Origin of the sequence: Streptomyces chilikensis, from assembly GCF_001642695.1 — a bacterium.
Classification (GTDB): Bacteria; Actinomycetota; Actinomycetes; order Streptomycetales; family Streptomycetaceae; genus Streptomyces; species Streptomyces chilikensis.
On record NZ_LWCC02000005.1, the window covers coordinates 2,462,176 to 2,479,270 of the forward strand.

14 protein-coding genes are annotated in these 17,095 nt (G+C 73.6%); 12 read left to right on the forward strand and 2 right to left on the reverse strand.

Annotated features, from left to right (window positions below; genetic code table 11):
* Positions 1-125: 125 nt before the first annotated feature.
* The 7 genes from pdhA (A2U95_RS11075) to A2U95_RS11105 are packed head-to-tail and all read left to right on the forward strand — an operon-like array spanning position 126 to position 8,536.
* Complete coding sequence (gene pdhA / locus A2U95_RS11075; RefSeq protein WP_166021966.1) at positions 126-1,283, forward strand: pyruvate dehydrogenase (acetyl-transferring) E1 component subunit alpha; 1,158 nt, start codon at positions 126-128, stop codon at positions 1,281-1,283.
* Entirely contained in the window at positions 1,280-2,296 is a 1,017-nt protein-coding gene (locus tag A2U95_RS11080) for an alpha-ketoacid dehydrogenase subunit beta (RefSeq protein WP_166021967.1), read from the forward strand. The genes pdhA (A2U95_RS11075) and A2U95_RS11080 overlap by 4 nt, the downstream gene beginning before the upstream one ends.
* Complete coding sequence (locus tag A2U95_RS11085; RefSeq protein ID WP_166021968.1) at positions 2,296-3,804, forward strand: dihydrolipoamide acetyltransferase family protein; 1,509 nt, start codon at positions 2,296-2,298, stop codon at positions 3,802-3,804. The genes A2U95_RS11080 and A2U95_RS11085 overlap by 1 nt, the downstream gene beginning before the upstream one ends.
* A gap of 25 nt (positions 3,805-3,829) precedes the next feature.
* On the forward strand, positions 3,830-4,888 hold the full coding sequence (locus A2U95_RS11090) for a DUF6457 domain-containing protein (protein WP_240957281.1): 1,059 nt from the start codon (positions 3,830-3,832) through the stop codon (positions 4,886-4,888).
* The gene (locus A2U95_RS11095; protein ID WP_166021970.1) at positions 4,885-6,381 is read left to right on the forward strand and encodes a molybdopterin molybdotransferase MoeA; all 1,497 of its coding nucleotides are present in this window, start codon (positions 4,885-4,887) and stop codon (positions 6,379-6,381) included. Before A2U95_RS11090 ends, A2U95_RS11095 begins: the two co-directional genes overlap by 4 nt.
* Entirely contained in the window at positions 6,378-7,505 is a 1,128-nt protein-coding gene (locus tag A2U95_RS11100; RefSeq protein WP_166021971.1) for a potassium channel family protein, read from the forward strand. The genes A2U95_RS11095 and A2U95_RS11100 overlap by 4 nt, the downstream gene beginning before the upstream one ends.
* 44 nt (positions 7,506-7,549) lie before the next feature.
* The gene (locus A2U95_RS11105; protein WP_166021972.1) at positions 7,550-8,536 is read left to right on the forward strand and encodes an NAD(P)H-quinone oxidoreductase; all 987 of its coding nucleotides are present in this window, start codon (positions 7,550-7,552) and stop codon (positions 8,534-8,536) included.
* 177 nt (positions 8,537-8,713) lie between these two features.
* Here the strand turns inward: A2U95_RS11105 and A2U95_RS11110 are convergent, their stop codons facing one another.
* Positions 8,714-8,878 carry a hypothetical protein gene (locus tag A2U95_RS11110; protein ID WP_166021973.1) on the reverse strand — a complete coding sequence of 55 codons (165 nt, stop codon included), beginning with the start codon at positions 8,876-8,878 and terminating at the stop codon, positions 8,714-8,716.
* 717 nt (positions 8,879-9,595) lie between these two features.
* On the opposite strand from A2U95_RS11110, the gene A2U95_RS11115 reads away from it, so the two are divergent.
* Positions 9,596-10,132, forward strand: coding sequence for a bacterial proteasome activator family protein (locus tag A2U95_RS11115; protein WP_166021974.1), 537 nt, complete (start codon positions 9,596-9,598; stop codon positions 10,130-10,132).
* 196 nt (positions 10,133-10,328) lie between these two features.
* Here the strand turns inward: A2U95_RS11115 and A2U95_RS11120 are convergent, their stop codons facing one another.
* A complete protein-coding gene (locus A2U95_RS11120) occupies positions 10,329-11,966 on the reverse strand; it encodes a protein kinase domain-containing protein (protein ID WP_166021975.1) in 1,638 nt (545 codons plus the stop codon).
* 387 nt (positions 11,967-12,353) lie between these two features.
* Between A2U95_RS11120 and A2U95_RS11125 the strand changes: the two genes are divergently transcribed.
* The 4 genes from A2U95_RS11125 to A2U95_RS11140 all read left to right on the forward strand — a co-directional run.
* Entirely contained in the window at positions 12,354-14,066 is a 1,713-nt protein-coding gene (locus A2U95_RS11125) for a protein kinase domain-containing protein (RefSeq protein ID WP_166021976.1), read from the forward strand.
* A gap of 491 nt (positions 14,067-14,557) precedes the next feature.
* The gene (gene pdhA / locus A2U95_RS11130) at positions 14,558-15,760 is read left to right on the forward strand and encodes a pyruvate dehydrogenase (acetyl-transferring) E1 component subunit alpha (RefSeq protein ID WP_166021977.1); all 1,203 of its coding nucleotides are present in this window, start codon (positions 14,558-14,560) and stop codon (positions 15,758-15,760) included.
* Between the two features lie 2 nt (positions 15,761-15,762).
* Complete coding sequence (locus tag A2U95_RS11135; RefSeq protein ID WP_166021978.1) at positions 15,763-16,770, forward strand: alpha-ketoacid dehydrogenase subunit beta; 1,008 nt, start codon at positions 15,763-15,765, stop codon at positions 16,768-16,770.
* A 14-nt stretch (positions 16,771-16,784) separates the two neighbouring features.
* Positions 16,785-17,095, forward strand: a 311-nt coding sequence (locus A2U95_RS11140) for a biotin/lipoyl-containing protein (protein ID WP_338104451.1), incomplete at its 3' end; no start/stop codon positions are given.

Sequence of the window (17,095 nt, forward strand, 5' to 3'; positions counted from 1 at the left end):
GGAGAACCGTTTGTCCACAGGGTGGGGCCGCCTGTAGCCAAAATGCGCCGGCGACCGAACAATCGGTAGGTGAGGCGCGTCACAACCGGCGTCCTCGTCAGCCACTCCCACGAGGAGGTGCCGTCATGACGGTGATGGAGCAGCGGGACACCTACCGCCCCGCCCCGCCGCCCGCCTGGCGACCGCGCACGGACCCGACGCCCCTGCTGCCCGACGCCGAGCCCTACCGCGTCCTGGGCACACCGGCCGCCGACGAGGCCGCCGCGGCCGATCCCGGCCTGCTGCGCCGTCTGTACGCCGAGGTCGTGCGCGGCCGCCGCTACAACGCCCAGGCCACGGCGCTGACCAAGCAGGGACGCCTCGCCGTCTACCCGTCCAGCACCGGCCAGGAGGCCTGCGAGGTGGCCGCGGCGATGGTCCTCGCCGACCAGGACTGGCTGTTTCCCAGCTACCGGGACACCCTCGCCGTGGTCACCCGGGGCGTCGACCCGGTGGAGGCGCTCACCCTGCTGCGCGGCGACCGGCACACCGGCTACGACCCGTACGCGAACCGTGTGGCCCCGCTGAGCACCCCGCTGGCCACCCAGCTCCCGCACGCGGTCGGGCTGGCCCACGCGGCCCGGCTCAAGGGCGACGACGTGGTGGCCCTGGCGATGATCGGCGACGGCGGCACCAGCGAGGGCGACTTCCACGAGGCGCTCAACTTCGCCGCCGTCTGGCAGGCCCCCGTGGTCTTCCTGGTGCAGAACAACGGCTTCGCCATCTCCGTCCCGCTGGCCAAGCAGTCCGCCGCGCCCTCCCTCGCCCACAAGGCCGTCGGGTACGGCATGCCGGGCCGGCTGGTCGACGGCAACGACGCGGTCGCCGTCCACCAGGTGCTGACCGAGGCCGTCCGGCACGCCCGCGAGGGCCGCGGCCCGGTGCTGGTCGAGGCGATCACCTACCGCATCGACGCCCACACCAACGCCGACGACGCCACCCGCTACCGCGAGTCCGCCGAGGTGGACGCCTGGCGCGACCACGACCCGGTGCCGCTGCTCGAGCGCGAGCTGACCGCCCGCGGGCTGCTGGACGAGGAAGCGATCCGCGAGGTCCGCGAGGACGCCGAGGCGATGGCCGCCGACCTGCGGGCCCGGATGAACCAGGACGCCGAGATCGACCCCATGGAACTCTTCGCCCACGTCTACGCCGAGCCCACGCCCCAGCTGCGGGAGCAGCGGGCGATGCTGGAGGCCGAGCTGGAGGCCGAGGCGCACTCGAAGCGGGAGGGAACGTCCCGATGACCACCCTCGACACAGCCGTCGCGGTCAAGCAGACGGCCATGGCGCAGGCGCTCAACCGCGCCCTGCGGGACTCCCTGGCCGAGGACCCGTCCGTCCACGTCCTCGGCGAGGACGTCGGCACCCTGGGCGGCGTCTTCCGGATCACCGACGGCCTCGCCGCCGAGTTCGGCGACCACCGCTGCACCGACACCCCGCTCGCCGAGGCGGGCATCCTCGGCACCGCCGTCGGCATGGCCATGTACGGGCTGCGGCCGGTGGTCGAGATGCAGTTCGACGCCTTCGCCTACCCCGCCTTCGAGCAGCTGCTCTCGCACGTCGCCAAGATGCGCAACCGCACCAGGGGCGCGATGCCCCTGCCGATCACCGTGCGCGTCCCCTACGGCGGCGGCATCGGCGGAGTGGAGCACCACAGCGACTCCTCCGAGGCCTACTACATGGCGACCCCGGGTCTCCACGTGGTCACGCCGGCCACGGTCGCCGACGCCTACGGCATGCTGCGGCAGGCCATAGCCTCCGACGACCCGGTGGTCTTCCTGGAGCCCAAGCGGCTCTACTGGGGCAAGGACTCCTGGGACCCGGAGGACCCCGCCCCGGTGGAGCCGATCGGCAAGGCCGTGGTCCGCCGCACCGGGCACAGCGCCACGCTGATCACCTACGGCCCGTCGCTGCCGGTCTGCCTGGAGGCCGCCGAGGCCGCCCGGGCCGAGGGCTGGGACCTCGGCGTGGTCGACCTGCGGTCGCTGGTGCCGTTCGACGACGAGACGGTCTGCGCCGAGGTGCGGCGAACCGGCCGGGCCGTCGTGGTCCACGAGTCGGGCGGCTTCGGCGGGCCCGGCGGGGAGATCGCGGCGCGGATCACCGAGCGCTGCTTCCACCACCTGGAGGCGCCCGTTCTCCGGGTCGCCGGATTCGACATCCCGTATCCTCCGCCGATGGCGGAGCGGCATCACCTGCCCGGCGTGGACCGGATTCTGGACGCGGTGGGACGGCTGCAGTGGGAGGCGGGCGACTGATGGCCGAGGTATTCGAGTTCAAGCTGCCCGATCTGGGCGAAGGGCTGACCGAGGCACAGATCGTGCACTGGATGGTCGAGGTCGGCGACGTGGTCGCCGTCGACCAGCCCGTCGTCGAGGTCGAGACGGCCAAGGCGATGGTGGAGGTGCCCTGCCCGTACGGCGGGGTGGTCACCGCGCGGTTCGGCGAGGAGGGCGGCTCGCTGCCGGTGGGCGCCCCGCTGATCACGGTCGCCGTGGGCGCGGACGCCGACGGCGTGGCCGCCGGGTCCGGCGCCTCCGGTGCGGCGGGGGACACGGTGAACGGCACGGCCGTCGCGGGCGCCGAGGGCTCCGGGAACGTCCTGGTCGGCTACGGCACCTCGGCCCCGCCGGCCCGGCGCCGCAGGGTCCCGCCGTCGGCCCCGGTGCGTGCCCGGCCGCAGTCCCAGCCGGCGGCGCAGCCGGCGTTCCAGCCGCAGGCGCCGCAGGATCCCGCGCCGCGGCGGGTGCCGGGCGGGGCGCAGGCCCCGGGGGCGCGGGTGAACGGAACGGCTTCCCCCGCCCGCGCCGCGGGGATCACGAGCGGCGCCGGTCCCGGCGCCGCGCCCGCCCAGGACGGTCCGGTCCCGGTCATCTCCCCGCTGGTGCGCCGTCTGGCCCGGGACAACGGGCTGGACCTGCGGGAGATCACCGGATCCGGCCCCGAGGGGCTGATCCTGCGGGCCGACGTCGAGTACGCCCTGCGTGCCGCTGCCTCCCGGGAGCAGGCGCGGGAGCCGCGGGCCGCGGCCCCCGTCCCCCGTACGGCGGACGGTCCGGTCACCACGGCCGCCGGGGACACGACGCGGATCCCGCTGCGCGGCCTGCTCGGCGCGGCGGCCGACAAGTTCACCCGGAGCCGGAGCGAGATCCCGGACGCCACCTGCTGGGTGGACGCGGACGCCACCGAACTGCTGAACGCGCGCGCCGCGATGAACGCCGGGTCCGGGCCGAAGATCTCACTGATCGCGCTGCTGGCGAGGATCTGTGTCGCCGCCCTCGCCCGCTTCCCCGAGCTCAACGCCACGGTCGACACCGCGGCGCGGGAGATCGTGCGGTTCGAGGACGTGCACATCGGCTTCGCCGCGCAGACCCGGCGCGGACTGGTCGTCCCCGTGGTCCGCGACGCCCACCGGCGGAACGCCGAGTCGCTGTCCGCGGAGTTCGCCCGGCTCACCGAGTCCGCGCGGAGCGGAGGGCTGCGTCCCGCCGAGCTCACCGGCTCGACGTTCACCCTCAACAACTACGGAGTGTTCGGCGTCGACGGCTCGACCCCGATCCTCAACCACCCCGAGGCGGCCATGCTGGGCGTGGGCCGGATCACCCCCAAGCCGTGGGTGCACCAGGGAGAGTTGGCGGTGCGTCACGTGACGCAGCTCTCGCTCACCTTCGACCACCGGGTCTGCGACGGAGGGACCGCGGGCGGCTTCCTCCGCCATGTGGCCGACTGCGTCGAGCAGCCGGCGGTACTCCTCCGTTCCCTGTGATCGCAGGGCCCTCCATACTCGTGGGGTGACCGACCACGAGAGCTCCCCCGCCGTGCGGGGTGCCGGGCACCACGGCTACGACGCCGTGGTGCTCGCGGGCGGCGCCGCCCGGAGGCTGGGCGGCGCCGACAAACCGGGCGTGCGGGTCGGCGGGAGGGCCCTGCTCGACCGGGTCCTCGCCGCCTGCGCCGGTGCCGGACGGACGGTCGTGGTCGCCGACCCCCGGCCCACCGCCCGGCCGGTGCGCTGGGCGCGCGAGGAGCCGCCCGGCGGCGGTCCGCTGGCCGCCTTGGCGGCGGGCCTCGAACACACCACCGCGGCTTCGGTCGTGGTGCTCTCCGCCGACCTTCCCTTCCTCGGCCATGAGACGGTCGCCCGGCTGGTGACCACCCTGGCCCGGGGCCGGGCTCAGTCCCGGACCCGGCCCCCGGCCCCCTCGGTGGCGGACCCGGCCCCCCTGCCCTCGGCAGAGACCCCGGCTCCGGTCCCGGCCCTCCTGCTCTCGGCCGAGACCCCGGCCCCGGCACCGCGCCCGGACCCCGTTCCCGCCGCTCCGCCCGACGCCGTGCTGGTCGTCGACGCCGCGGGCCGGTGGCAGCCGCTGGTGGCCGCCTACCGGGCCGAGCCGCTGCGGAAGGTGCTCGCCGAGGTCGCCGGGGCGAACGGCGGCCTCACCGGTCTGCCCCTGCGACGACTGACCGAGGCGCTCCGGGTCACACTCATCACCGACCCCGCCGCGTCCTTCGACTGCGACACCTGGGAAGACATCGACGCCGCCCGCGCACGCATCAGGGAGCATGAGCACGTGTTGGATGAATGGATCACCGCAGCCAAGGACGAGCTGGGAATCGACCTGGACGTCGACCGCGCCCTGCTCCTCGACCTCGCCCGTGACGCCGCGCACGGCGTGGCCCGCCCCGCGGCGCCGCTGACCACCTTCCTGGTGGGCTATGCGGCCGGCCGCGCCGGCGGCGGCCCCGAGGCGGTCGCCGAGGCGGTCCGCAAGGCCGTCGACCTCGCCCGGCGCTGGGCCGAGGAGAGCGCTGCCGAGCCCTCCGCCGCCGGGGCCACGGACGCCGGATGACGACCTCCGGCAACTCCGTCGGCCGTCCGCCCGTGAACGACCGCCCGTCGGTGGACGGCCGTCCGCCCGTGGACGGCCGTCCGCCCGTGGACGGCGGTGCCCTCGGCGAGTTCGACGGCCCCGGTGAGTTCAACGACCTCGGTGAGTTCGACGGCCCCGCCGGCCTCGACGACCGTGACGTGCAGGAGGCGCTGTCCCTCGTCAACGAGGGCCGGACCGCGGCCGTGCCCGCCCCCGGGAGCCCCCCGGCGTCCCCGGAGACGGGGCACCGGCACCACGGCGGCACCCCCTGGCAGCGGGCTCGCGCCCTCGCCGACCGCGCGGGCCGCTCCGTCCGGGCCGCGCGGCGGAACAGTCGCGCGGCCGTCCGGGTGCCGCTCGAAGACGCCCTGGGACTGGTCCTGGCGTCGCCGCTGACCGCGCTGACCGACCTGCCGCCGTTCGACACCTCCGCCATGGACGGCTGGGCGGTCGCCGGCCCCGGCCCCTGGCGGGTGCGGGACGACGGGGTCCTGGCCGGGGACGCCGAACCCGCCCCGCTGGCCGACGGCGAGGCGACCTCCATCGCCACCGGTGCCCGCATCCCCCGCGACACCACCGCGGTGCTGCGCACCGAGCACGGCCGCCTGGACGCGGCCGGCCGGCTGCACGCCCGGCGGGACACCGGCCACGGCCAGGACATCCGTACGCGCGGCCAGGAGTGCCGCTCCGGCGATCAGCTGCTCCCCGAGGGCACCCCGGTCACCCCGCCGGTCCTCGGCCTCGCCGCCGCGGCCGGCTACGACACGCTCGCCGTCTCGCCCCGGCCGCGCGTCGAGATCCTGGTGCTCGGCGACGAACTGCTCACCGAGGGCCGTCCCAGGGACGGCCTGATCCGCGACGCCCTCGGCCCCATGCTTCCGCCCTGGCTCCGGGTGCTCGGCGCCGAGGTGACGGCCGTCCGGCGCTTGGGCGACGACGCCGGGGCACTGCTCCGCGCGATCACCGGCAGCGACGCCGACCTGATCGTCACGACCGGCGGCACCGCCGCCGGCCCGGTCGACCACGTCCACCCCATCCTGCACAAGGCCGGGGCGGAGCTGCTGGTCGACGGCGTCCAGGTCCGCCCCGGCCACCCCATGCTGCTGGCCCGCCTCCAGGACGGGCGTCACCTGGTCGGCCTGCCGGGCAACCCGCTGGCCGCGGTCTCCGGCCTGCTCACCCTGGCCCAGCCGCTGCTGCGCGCCCTGGGCGGGAACTCCGCCCCGGACCCCTATGCCCTGCCCCTGGCCGAAGGAGTCCAGGGGCATCCGCACGACACCCGGCTGGTGCCGGTCGTGCTGCGCGCCGACCGGGCGCGACCCCTGCATTACGCCGGCCCCGCCATGCTCCGTGGCATGGCGGCGGCCGACGCCCTCGCCGTGATCCCACCGGGCGGGCTGAGGGCGGGAGAAGAGAGCGAGCTTTTGGATCTTCCCTGGACGCTCGCCGGAACGGGAGTGTGTTTCACGTGAAACTGCCGGGACAGGACGTCATCGCCCGGGAGGCGGGCGAACGTCTGGTCACCCACCGGGTGAAACTTCCGCAGAAAGCGGTGCCGCACCCCCTCCGCCAGGTCAGCAAGCGGCTCTCCATGGCTCTGCTGGTGCTGGTGGCGACCGCGTTCATCGTGTACCTGGACCGCGACGGCTACAACGACAACGCCGGCGGCGGCCTCGACCTGCTCGACAGCTTCTACTACGCGACGGTCACCCTCTCCACCACCGGCTACGGCGACATCACCCCGGCCAGCGACACCGCGCGGCTGACCAACATCCTCGTCATCACCCCCCTGCGCGTGATTTTCCTGATCATCCTCGTCGGCACCACCCTCGAGGCGCTCACCGAACGCACGCGGGAAGAACTGCGCCTGAACCGCTGGAGGCACACCTTGCGGGACCACACTGTCGTCGTCGGCTTCGGCACCAAGGGCCGGTCGGCCCTGCAGACGGTCCGCGCCTCCGGCATCTCCGCCGAGCAGATCGTGGTGGTGGACGCCAGCAGCAAGGTGATCGAGTCCGCCGCCGCCGCGGGGTACGCGGGAGTGGCCGGCGACGCCACCCGCAGTGACGTGCTGAAGCGCGCCGAGGCGCACAAGGCGCGGCAGATCATCATCGCCACCCAGCGCGACGACACCGCGGTCCTGGTCACGCTCACGGCCCGCCAGATGAACCGCGGCGCCAAGATCGTGGCCGCGGTCCGCGAGGAGGAGAACGCGCCGCTGCTCAGGCAGTCGGGAGCCGATGCGGTGATCACCAGCGCCAGTGCGGCCGGCCGTCTGCTGGGCCTCTCGGTGCTGAGCCCGGCCGCCGGCATGGTGATGGAGGACCTGATCCAGCAGGGCAGCGGTCTGGACATCGTGGAGCGGCCGGTCATAAAGGCCGAGGTGGGCAAGAAGCCCAGGGAGCTGGACGACATGGTGATCAGCGTGCTGCGCGGTCACCGGGTCCTCGGCTTCGACGACGCCTCGCTGGGCACGCTGCAGATCGCGGACCGCGTCATCACCATCGTGCGTTCCTCGCAGGCGCAGCAGGTCGCCCCGGACCAGCGGCCCCTGCCGCACCCGGACCGCCAGTCGGGGACGATCGAGCGGCCGTGACGTCGGCCTGGGGGTTCGCCCGCCGAGGGAGTAGCGTCGCTTCCATGCATGCGATCACGATTCCCGAGGCGGGCGGCCCCGAGGCCCTGGTCTGGGCCGAGGTGCCGGACCCGGTGCCCGGAGAGGGCGAGGTCCTGGTCGAGGTGACGGCGGCGGCGGTCAACCGCGCCGATCTGCTGCAACGGCAGGGGTTCTACGACCCGCCGCCGGGCGCCTCACCCCATCCGGGGCTGGAGTGTTCCGGCCGCATCGCCGACATCGGTCCGGGGGTGTCCGGGTGGAGCGTGGGCGACGAGGTGTGCGCGCTGCTGTCCGGTGGCGGTTACGCCGAGAAGGTGGCCGTTCCGGCGGGTCAGCTGCTGCCGGTTCCCGCGGGCCTCTCCCTGGTGGAGGCCGCGGCGCTGCCCGAGGTGACCTGCACGGTCTGGTCGAACGTCTTCATGATCGCCCACCTGCGGCCCGGGGAGACGCTGCTGGTCCACGGCGGGTCCAGCGGCATCGGCACCATGGCGATCCAGCTGGCCAAGGCGGTCGGGGCCAAGGTGGCGGTGACCGCGGGCAGCGAGGAGAAGCTGGACCGCTGCGCGCAGCTGGGCGCGGACATCCTGATCAACTACCGGGAGCAGGACTTCGTCGAGGAGATCGCCAAGGCCACGGACGGGGCCGGGGCCGACGTCATCCTCGACAACATGGGAGCCAAGTACCTGGACCGCAACGTGAAGGCGCTGGCGGTCAACGGGCGCTTGGCGATCATCGGGATGCAGGGCGGCGTCAGGGGCGAGCTGGACATCGCGACGCTGCTGAACAAGCGGGCGGCGGTCAGCGCGACGTCGCTGCGGGCGAGGCCGCTGGACGAGAAGACGGCGATCGTGGCGGCGGTGCGGGAGCATGTGTGGCCGCTCGTCGCCGACGGGCACGTGCGGCCGGTGATCGACCGGAAGCTGCCGATGGAGGCGGCGGGGGAGGGGCACCGGGTCCTGGAGGCCAGCGGCCACGTGGGGAAGGTCCTTCTCGTCGCTCCCGGCGCGTGACGGTGCGGGGCGGCGGTCCGCGTACCTGAACCGGCGGTCCGCATACCTGAACGGCCACCGCCCCGCCCGCACCCGCCCCGCCCGCACCCGGCCGCGCCCGCCCGCCCGCGCCCGGGTGTCGCCCAGGGCCGGCGGGGGCAGCGGCCCGGGGGACGGCGGAGGGGGGGGGGGGCCTGGTCAGTCGCGGCGGAGGCGGAGGGCCTGGCAGGTGAGGGCCAGGGCCAGACCGGTGAGGATCAGGCCCGCGCCGAGGGGGGCCGTGCTGCGCGGGTGCCGGTGGGCCACGACGGCATCCGCGCCGGAGGGACCCGGCCCGCCCGGATCACGGGGGACGGCGGGCACCGCGGACCTCCACGGCGGAGCGGCCGTCCCGGCGGCCGTGCCCGAGGGCGCGACGGACACGCCGCCCGCCCCGGTCGGCGTCCGCGGCACGGCCTCCGAGCCCGGCGACGCGTCCGGCGCGTCCGGTACGTCCGGCGCCGATGAGGTGGGCGCGTCCGCCGGTTCCGTCGATCCCGACGCCTCCGGCGCGACCCCCCACGACGTGGACGCCTCCGGCGTGGCGCCGGGGGAGGCGGACTGCCCGGCGACCGGCCCGGACGGACCGGTGACCGGCCCGGAGGGCCCGGACGGCGCGGGCACCGGCTCGTGCGGGCCGGGCCGCGGCACCGTCGTGGGCGGTCCCGGCGGCGAGGGAGACGCCGTGCGGCCGGGCCGCTCATGGCCCTCGCCCACCGCGCTGCCCGCCCGCGAGGGCGCCGTGGCGGCCGGCGCGGCCGGACCGGCGGCCGGACCCGCGGCCGGGCCCGGGGAATCGGTTGCGGCGGCCTGCATGGGAGTGAGGAGTCCGGGCAGGAGCAGTGCGGCCGTGAGTGCCCGTCGGCCGTGGGTGGCCATACCGAGTGCCCCCCTGCTGGTGCGGAGCCCGAGAGCGACAGGCTCAGCGTCACACGCGGCCGGGACCGTGGCATCCCGGGAGATCCGGACGGCGGATCGACCGACTCGTTGGCAAGGACGGTATTGACGGTGCTGGGACAACAGGTGCGAGAGAATGGCGGCATGGAGATGCCGAGGAACGAAAGGTCGCCCGAGAACCCGCAGATTCTGGTCGTCGGCCAGGACGGTATGGCTCTCGGAGGCGGCGGGGACGACGAGTCCCGCGAGACCCCGTTGACCGAGCAGGTGGAACAGCCCGCGAAGGTCATGCGGATCGGCAGCATGATCAAGCAGCTGCTGGAGGAGGTGCGCGCCGCGCCTCTCGACGAGGCGAGCCGGGTGCGTCTGAAGGAGATCCACGCCAGCTCGGTGAAGGAGCTGGAGGACGGCCTGGCCCCGGAGCTCGTCGAGGAGCTGGAGCGGCTCTCGCTCCCGTTCACCGACGAGGGCACGCCGAGCGACGCGGAGCTCCGGATCGCCCAGGCGCAGCTGGTCGGCTGGCTGGAGGGCCTCTTCCACGGCATCCAGACCACGTTGTTCGCCCAGCAGATGGCCGCGCGGGCCCAGCTGGAGCAGATGCGCCGCGCCCTGCCGCCGGGAGTCGTCGCCGAGGGTGACGACCCCCGCGCGACGGGCCGCTCGGGCGGCCCCTACCTGTGATGTCCCTGCCTGTGATGTCCCTGCTTGTGATGTCCCTGCCCGGGATGCCGGTGCCCGTGGCCCCGGTGCCCGTGGTCCCGATGTCCTGACCCGCACGTCCCGACCGAGACGGAACGGGCCCGGACCGGCGCGCGAGGCGCCGGCCCGGGCCCGTTCCCGTTTTGGCGGACGGTGGGCCGGACGGGATACCGGGGCGCTACTCGGGGCGTCCGGTGGAGATCTCCAGCTCGATCTCGACGTCGTTCTCGTCGACCTCGGTGCCCGGCGCCGGGAACTGGCGGACGACCATGTCGTCGCCCCAGGTGGCGTCGGGGACGTCCTTGACGTCGTACATCCACTGGCCCTCCTGGAGGCAGGTCTGCACGGAGGGCCAGTACTTGTACCGGAAGTCGGGTATGACGATCTTGTCCTCGTCGTCGTAGGCCTCTTCCGGTTCGCTGCACTTCGTGGGGTCGACCGTCTTCCCCTTCTCCGGCCCCTTGTACTGGCCGGCCGGGTCGGCGGACGCGGAGGCCGTGGAGCCCCCGCCGCCACCGGTGGTCGTCCTCTCGTCGTCCGGGAGCATCAGGGAGGTGATCACGCCGCCGGCCACCAGCACGGCGGCCACGGCGCCGATGAGCACGGCCTTGTTCCTCCCGCCCCGGTCACCGGGCCGGCCGCCCGGTGCGGCGGGACCGCCGGTCTGCGGGCCGGTGGGGTACCCCGGGCCGGTGGCCATCGGGGCGGAGTAGCCGTGCTGCGGCTGCTGGTAGCCGCCGGAGTGCGGGTAGCCGTAGGCCGGCGGCTGCGTGCCGTACGGGCCGGGCGTGGGCACCGGCGGCTGGTAGGGCGTGTGCACGTTCGCCGGTGGCGGGGTCTGCTGTCCGACCGGCGGGAAGACCGCCGAGCCGACGCCCGCGCCGCTCTGCGGGGTGGTGCCCGGGACGATGCTGGGGGCGACCTGCTGCAGCGACTGCATCACCCGCAGGCACTCGTCACGCATGGCGACGGCGCTGGGGAAGCGCTCGTTCGGGTTCTTCCGCAGCGCCCGGGCGATCAGCGCGTCCACCGCCGGGGGCAGCGACCGGTTGATCGAGGAGGGCGGTACGGGCTCCTCCTGGACGTGCGCGTAGGCGATGGCGAGCGGGGAGTCGGCGTCGAACGGCAGCCGGCCGGTGACCAGCTGGAAGAGCATGATGCCGACCGAGTACAGGTCGGAACGGGCGTCCACGCCCCGGCCCAGCGCCTGCTCCGGCGACAGGTACTGCGGGGTGCCGACCACCATGCCGGTCTGGGTCATGGAGGTGACCCCGGACTGCATGGCGCGGGCGATGCCGAAGTCCATGACCTTGACCACGCCACGCTTGGTGACCATGACGTTGCCGGGCTTGATGTCCCGGTGGACCAGGCCCTCCTCGTGGCTGATCTCCAGGGCCGCCAGGACGTCGGCGGTGATCTTCAGCGCCCGGTCGGCGGGCATCGCGCCCTGCTGGTCGATGTCGGTCTGGAGCACCGAGCCGAGCGGGCGGCCCTCGACGTACTCCATGACGATGTAGGGGGTCGTCAGCTCGCCGAGGACGTCCTCGCCGGTGTCGAAGACGGAGACGATGTTGGTGTGGGCGAGCTTGGCGACGGCCTGTGCCTCGCGGCGGAACCGCTCGCGGAAGGCCTGCTCACGGCCGAGTTCGGTGTGGAGGGTCTTGATGGCGACCTGACGGTCCAGGACCGTGTCGTAGGCGAGGTGCACGGAGGCCATGCCGCCCTGGCCGAGGAGGTCGCGGAGCTGGTAGCGCCCGCCGGCGAGTGACTGGCCCGTGTACCGGCCGTGGCTCTGTGCGCCGCCGTCCTGGCTCATCTGTGTGCGTCCCCCATCGGCTCCGGCACGGCGGCAGTGGCCGAGGGCCCTCCCGCTGGTGGGTGTCGACCGTGATCGACCACGTCTTTCCCGGCCAAGTCTGCCGTAGGGCACAGACACGTCAAGCGTGGTGCCCGTTCCGTGACCGTACGCGAAGGAAGCGTCGCGGAAGCGTTACTGGATCTCCTTCCCGGTTACCGGGAATTTGCATGTCACGCCCGCCACCGGGTTTGATGACCGGTCCGTCTCCGGGCGGGTCGGCGGGGTGCCTCCCCGACCGGATCCCGGGTCCGACCCCGGACGGAGGGGTGCGGGAAGGCTGTAGCGTGGCTGACGGAGACCGCAACAACACTGCGCGCACCGCGGGCAGAAAGACGGCGAGGACTGATGGCACAGCAGCATCCCGCTCAGGGCCCGTCCGATCCCGAGGCGGCCGGCGGCGGCATGTCTGACGCGCCGGATAATTGGGGCAACGGCGGACTGGTAGGCGACGGACGGTACCGGCTGACCCGCAGACTCGGGCGGGGCGGCATGGCCGAGGTGTTCGCGGCCGAGGACGTGCGCCTGGGGCGCACCGTGGCGGTGAAGCTGCTGCGCGCGGACCTCGCCGAGGACCCGGTGTCCAAGGCGCGCTTCACCCGCGAGGCCCAGTCCGTGGCCGGGCTCAACCACCACGCGATCGTCGCCGTGTACGACTCCGGCGAGGACGTGGCGGACGGCTCCTCGGTCCCGTACATCGTGATGGAGCTGGTCGAGGGCCGCACCATCCGCGAGCTCCTGATCGAGTCGGAGGCGCCGGGCCCGGAGCAGGCGCTGATCATCGTCTCGGGCGTCCTCGAGGCGCTGGCCTACTCGCACCAGCACGGCATCGTGCACCGCGACATCAAGCCGGCCAACGTGATCATCACGCACAACGGCGCGGTCAAGGTCATGGACTTCGGCATCGCGCGCGCCCTGCACGGCGCGCAGTCGACCATGACCCAGACCGGCATGGTGATGGGCACCCCGCAGTACCTGTCCCCGGAGCAGGCGCTCGGCAAGGCCGTCGACCACCGCTCCGACCTGTACGCCACGGGCTGTCTGCTCTACGAGCTGCTGGCGCTGCGTCCGCCCTTCACGGGCGAGACCCCGCTGTCGGTGGTCTACCAGCACGTCCAGGACATCCCGCTGCCGCCCTCCGAGACCGGCACGCAGGTGCCGCCGGAGCTCGACGGCCTGGTGATGCGCTCCCTCGCCAAGGACCCGGACGACCGGTTCCAGACGGCCGAGGAGATGCGCGGGATGGTCCAGTACGCCCTGGAGATGCTGTACGAGCAGGGCGGCCACACCGGCACCTGGAACACCGGCCCGGTCCTCGCCAACGGCGGCGGGCGCGGCGGCGGCCGCGGCGGCGCCGGCGCCACCGCGGCCACGGCGATGCTGCCGCAGGGCGGGCACACCCGCATGGGCGCCGGACGCTCCGGCGCGGGCTCGTCGACCACGCAGATCCCCCAGCCGTTGATCCCCTCGTACAACCCCGGGGACGACGGCGCCTACACCGGCGGTCCGGGAGGCTCCGGGAGCGGCCGGGGCAAGCTGCTGCTGATGGCCGCCCTGGCGGTGATCGCCGTCGTGGCCGGCGTCGCGCTGGCGATGAGCAACGCGAACCAGACGGACGGCAAGAGGCCGAAGAAGGAGCCGAGCGTCTCGCAGACCTCCGCACCGGAGAAGGAGTCCGAGAGCCCCGCCGAGGAGAGCCCCGAGGAGGAGGAGACCGCGGACACCGGCAACGGCGGCCAGTGGGACGACTGGCCGTCGGACGACTACACCGGCGAGCCCACCGAGGACGCCGAGTCGCCCACCACCGGCGGGACCGACGGCGGCAGCGGCAAGGGCGGCACCACGGACGGCGGCACCTCCTCCACCAACGGCGGCACCTCCTCCACGAACGGCGGCACCTCCTCCACGAACGGCGGCACCGCCACGGACGGCACCACCGCCACGGGCACCACCGAGGGCGGCGAGACCGACGGGGGCGGCAGCAACGCCGGCACCACCGAGGGCGGCGAGACCGGTGACGGCGGCGTCGTCGGGGACGTGGTCGCCGGTACGAGTTCCTGACCGGCCGGTACGAGAAAAAAGGGGCGGAGGAGCACATGTGCTCCTCCGCCCCTCGCCGTTCCCCGTGAGGAGATTCGTGCGATCCGGGAAAGCCGGGCACGCATGAGGAGAAGAAGAGCCGTACGGAGTCTTCCATGAGACCTCTGTCCGTTATACGGTGCGCGATGTTCCGGCCACCTGCGGGCCGTTCCAGGGCCGCCACCAGCGGTTCTTCCGACCCTTCGCGACTTGTTCGGACTTCCGAGTTCTTTTACTTGGAAATCCAATCAAAATCGCAGGTCAGGCGTGGTTTCACGAAATTGCGGAACCGCGGGTAACGTGATTTCTCGCAGGGCGCTCGCCGGGACACTGTCACGCCTGCTCCCGGCCGAGGGCACCCACCCCGTGCGCGCTGTCGGGGCCAGGCGAGTCGTTCCCCCGCGTCCCAAAGGACGAGGGGGGCATCCCCAGGTCACCCGGCAACCCCGGGTACCGGACGACGGAGGAGCAACGTGACCGTGGAGAGCACTGCCGCGCGCACCCAGCGACGCAGCGCCGCCTCAGGCAAGGCCGGGGCGTCCCGTGGCCGCACGGCGGCGAAGAAGGCCGCCAAGGGCGCAGACACCGCCACGGCGGAGCCGGAGCTGGTACAGCTGCTGACTCCCGAGGGCCGGCGGGTGAGCAGCCCGGAGTACGACGCGTACGTCGCCGACATCACCCCGGACGAGCTGCGCGGCCTGTACCGCGACATGGTGCTGACCCGGCGCTTCGACGCCGAGGCCACCGCCCTCCAGCGTCAGGGCGAGCTGGGCCTGTGGGCCTCGCTGCTCGGCCAGGAAGCCGCGCAGATCGGCTCCGGCCGGGCGCTGCGCGACGACGACTACGTCTTCCCGACCTACCGCGAGCACGGCGTCGCCTGGTGCCGCGGGGTCGACCCGACCAACCTCCTGGGCATGTTCCGCGGCGTGAACCACGGCGGCTGGGACCCCAACAGCAACAACTTCCACCTGTACACGATCGTCATCGGCTCGCAGGCGCTGCACGCCACCGGCTACGCCATGGGCGTCGCCAAGGACGGCGCGGAGAGCGCGGTCATCGCCTACTTCGGCGACGGCGCCTCCAGCCAGGGCGACGTGGCGGAGGCCTTCACCTTCTCGGCCGTCTACAACGCGCCGGTGGTGTTCTTCTGCCAGAACAACCAGTGGGCGATCTCCGAGCCGACCCACCGCCAGACCCGGGTGCCGCTCTACCAGCGCGCCCAGGGCTACGGCTTCCCCGGCGTCCGCGTCGACGGCAACGACGTGCTGGCCTGCCTCGCGGTGACCAAGCAGGCCCTGGAGCGGGCCCGGCGCGGCGAGGGCCCGACCCTGGTCGAGGCGTTCACCTACCGCATGGGCGCCCACACCACCTCCGACGACCCGACCCGCTACCGCGGTGACGAGGAGCGGGCGGCCTGGGAGGCGAAGGACCCGATCGCGCGCCTGCGCGCGTACCTCCTCGCCGAGACCGACACGGACGAGGGGTTCTTCGAGGAACTCGAGACGGAGAGCGAAGCGTTGGGCAGGCGGGTGCGCGAAGCGGTGCGGGCGATGCCCGAGCCGGACAAGTTCGCGATGTTCGAGCACACCTACGCCGACGGGCACGCGCTCGTCGACGAGGAGCGTGCCCAGTTCGCCGCCTACCAGGCGTCGTTCTCCGACGGTGAGGGGGTCTGACCATGGCTGTGGAATCCGTGAAGGCGCGCGAGTCGGTGAAGAACCTGGCGATCGCCAAGGCGATCAACGAATCCCTGCGCAAGGCCCTGGAGACCGACCCCAAGGTCGTCGTCATGGGCGAGGACGTCGGCAAGCTCGGCGGCGTCTTCCGGGTGACCGACGGCCTGCAGAAGGACTTCGGCGAGGAGCGGGTCATCGACACCCCGCTCGCCGAGTCCGGCATCGTCGGCACCGCCATCGGCATGGCGCTGCGCGGCTACCGGCCCGTCGTGGAGATCCAGTTCGACGGCTTCGTCTTCCCCGCGTACGACCAGATCGTCACCCAGCTCGCCAAGATGCACGCCCGCTCGCTGGGCAAGATCAAGCTGCCGGTCGTCATCCGCATCCCCTACGGCGGCGGCATCGGCGCGGTCGAGCACCACAGCGAGTCGCCCGAGGCCCTGTTCGCGCACGTCGCGGGCCTGAAGATCGTGACGCCGGCGAACGCGTCGGACGCCTACTGGATGATGCAGCAGGCGATCGAGAGCGACGACCCGGTCATCTTCTTCGAGCCCAAGCGCCGCTACTGGGACAAGGGCGAGGTCGACACCGAGGCCATTCCCGGCCCGCTGCACAAGGCCCAGGTCGTCCGTCAGGGCACCGACCTGACGCTCGCCGCGTACGGCCCGATGGTGAAGCTCTGCCAGGAGGTCGCCGACGTGGCCGCCGAGGAGGGGCGTTCGCTGGAGGTGCTCGACCTGCGGTCCGTCTCCCCGCTCGACTTCGACGCCGTCCAGGCCTCGGTGGAGCGCACCGGCCGCCTGGTCGTCGTCCACGAGGCCCCGGTCTTCTTCGGCTCCGGCGCGGAGATCGCCGCCCGGATCACGGAGCGGTGCTTCTACCACCTGGAGGCCCCCGTGCTGCGGGTCGGCGGCTACCACGCCCCGTACCCGCCGGCCCGGCTGGAGGAGGAGTACCTGCCCAGCCTGGACCGTGTGCTCGACGCCGTCGACCGCGCGTTCGCGTACTGAGGAGGGACCGGAACATGAGCACCTCCGTGCGCGAGTTCAAGATGCCCGACGTGGGCGAGGGCCTCACCGAGGCCGAGATCCTCAAGTGGTACGTCCAGCCGGGTGACACGGTCACCGACGGCCAGGTCGTCTGCGAGGTCGAGACCGCCAAGGCGGCCGTGGAGCTGCCCATCCCGTACGACGGGGTGGTGCGTGCCCTGCACTTCCCGGAGGGCACCACGGTCGACGTGGGCACCTCCATCATCGCCGTGGACGTGGCCGGCGGCGCGCCCGCCGGGCCCGAGGCGGCGCCCGCGGCCGAGGCGCCCGCCGCGGCCCCGGCCCC

What these genes read in the sequence shown, in the direction of transcription:
- A2U95_RS11095 (WP_166021970.1), top strand. Translation starts at nt 4,885, where the DNA reads ATGACGACCTCCGGCAACTCCGTCGGCCGTCCGCCCGTGAACGACCGC.
- A2U95_RS11135 (WP_166021978.1), top strand. Translation starts at nt 15,763, where the DNA reads ATGGCTGTGGAATCCGTGAAGGCGCGCGAGTCGGTGAAGAACCTGGCG.
- A2U95_RS11085 (WP_166021968.1), top strand. Translation starts at nt 2,296, where the DNA reads ATGGCCGAGGTATTCGAGTTCAAGCTGCCCGATCTGGGCGAAGGGCTG.
- A2U95_RS11120 (WP_166021975.1), bottom strand. Translation starts at nt 11,966, where the DNA reads ATGAGCCAGGACGGCGGCGCACAGAGCCACGGCCGGTACACGGGCCAG.
- A2U95_RS11105 (WP_166021972.1), top strand. Translation starts at nt 7,550, where the DNA reads ATGCATGCGATCACGATTCCCGAGGCGGGCGGCCCCGAGGCCCTGGTC.
- A2U95_RS11115 (WP_166021974.1), top strand. Translation starts at nt 9,596, where the DNA reads ATGGAGATGCCGAGGAACGAAAGGTCGCCCGAGAACCCGCAGATTCTG.
- A2U95_RS11125 (WP_166021976.1), top strand. Translation starts at nt 12,354, where the DNA reads ATGGCACAGCAGCATCCCGCTCAGGGCCCGTCCGATCCCGAGGCGGCC.
- pdhA (WP_166021966.1), top strand. Translation starts at nt 126, where the DNA reads ATGACGGTGATGGAGCAGCGGGACACCTACCGCCCCGCCCCGCCGCCC.
- A2U95_RS11080 (WP_166021967.1), top strand. Translation starts at nt 1,280, where the DNA reads ATGACCACCCTCGACACAGCCGTCGCGGTCAAGCAGACGGCCATGGCG.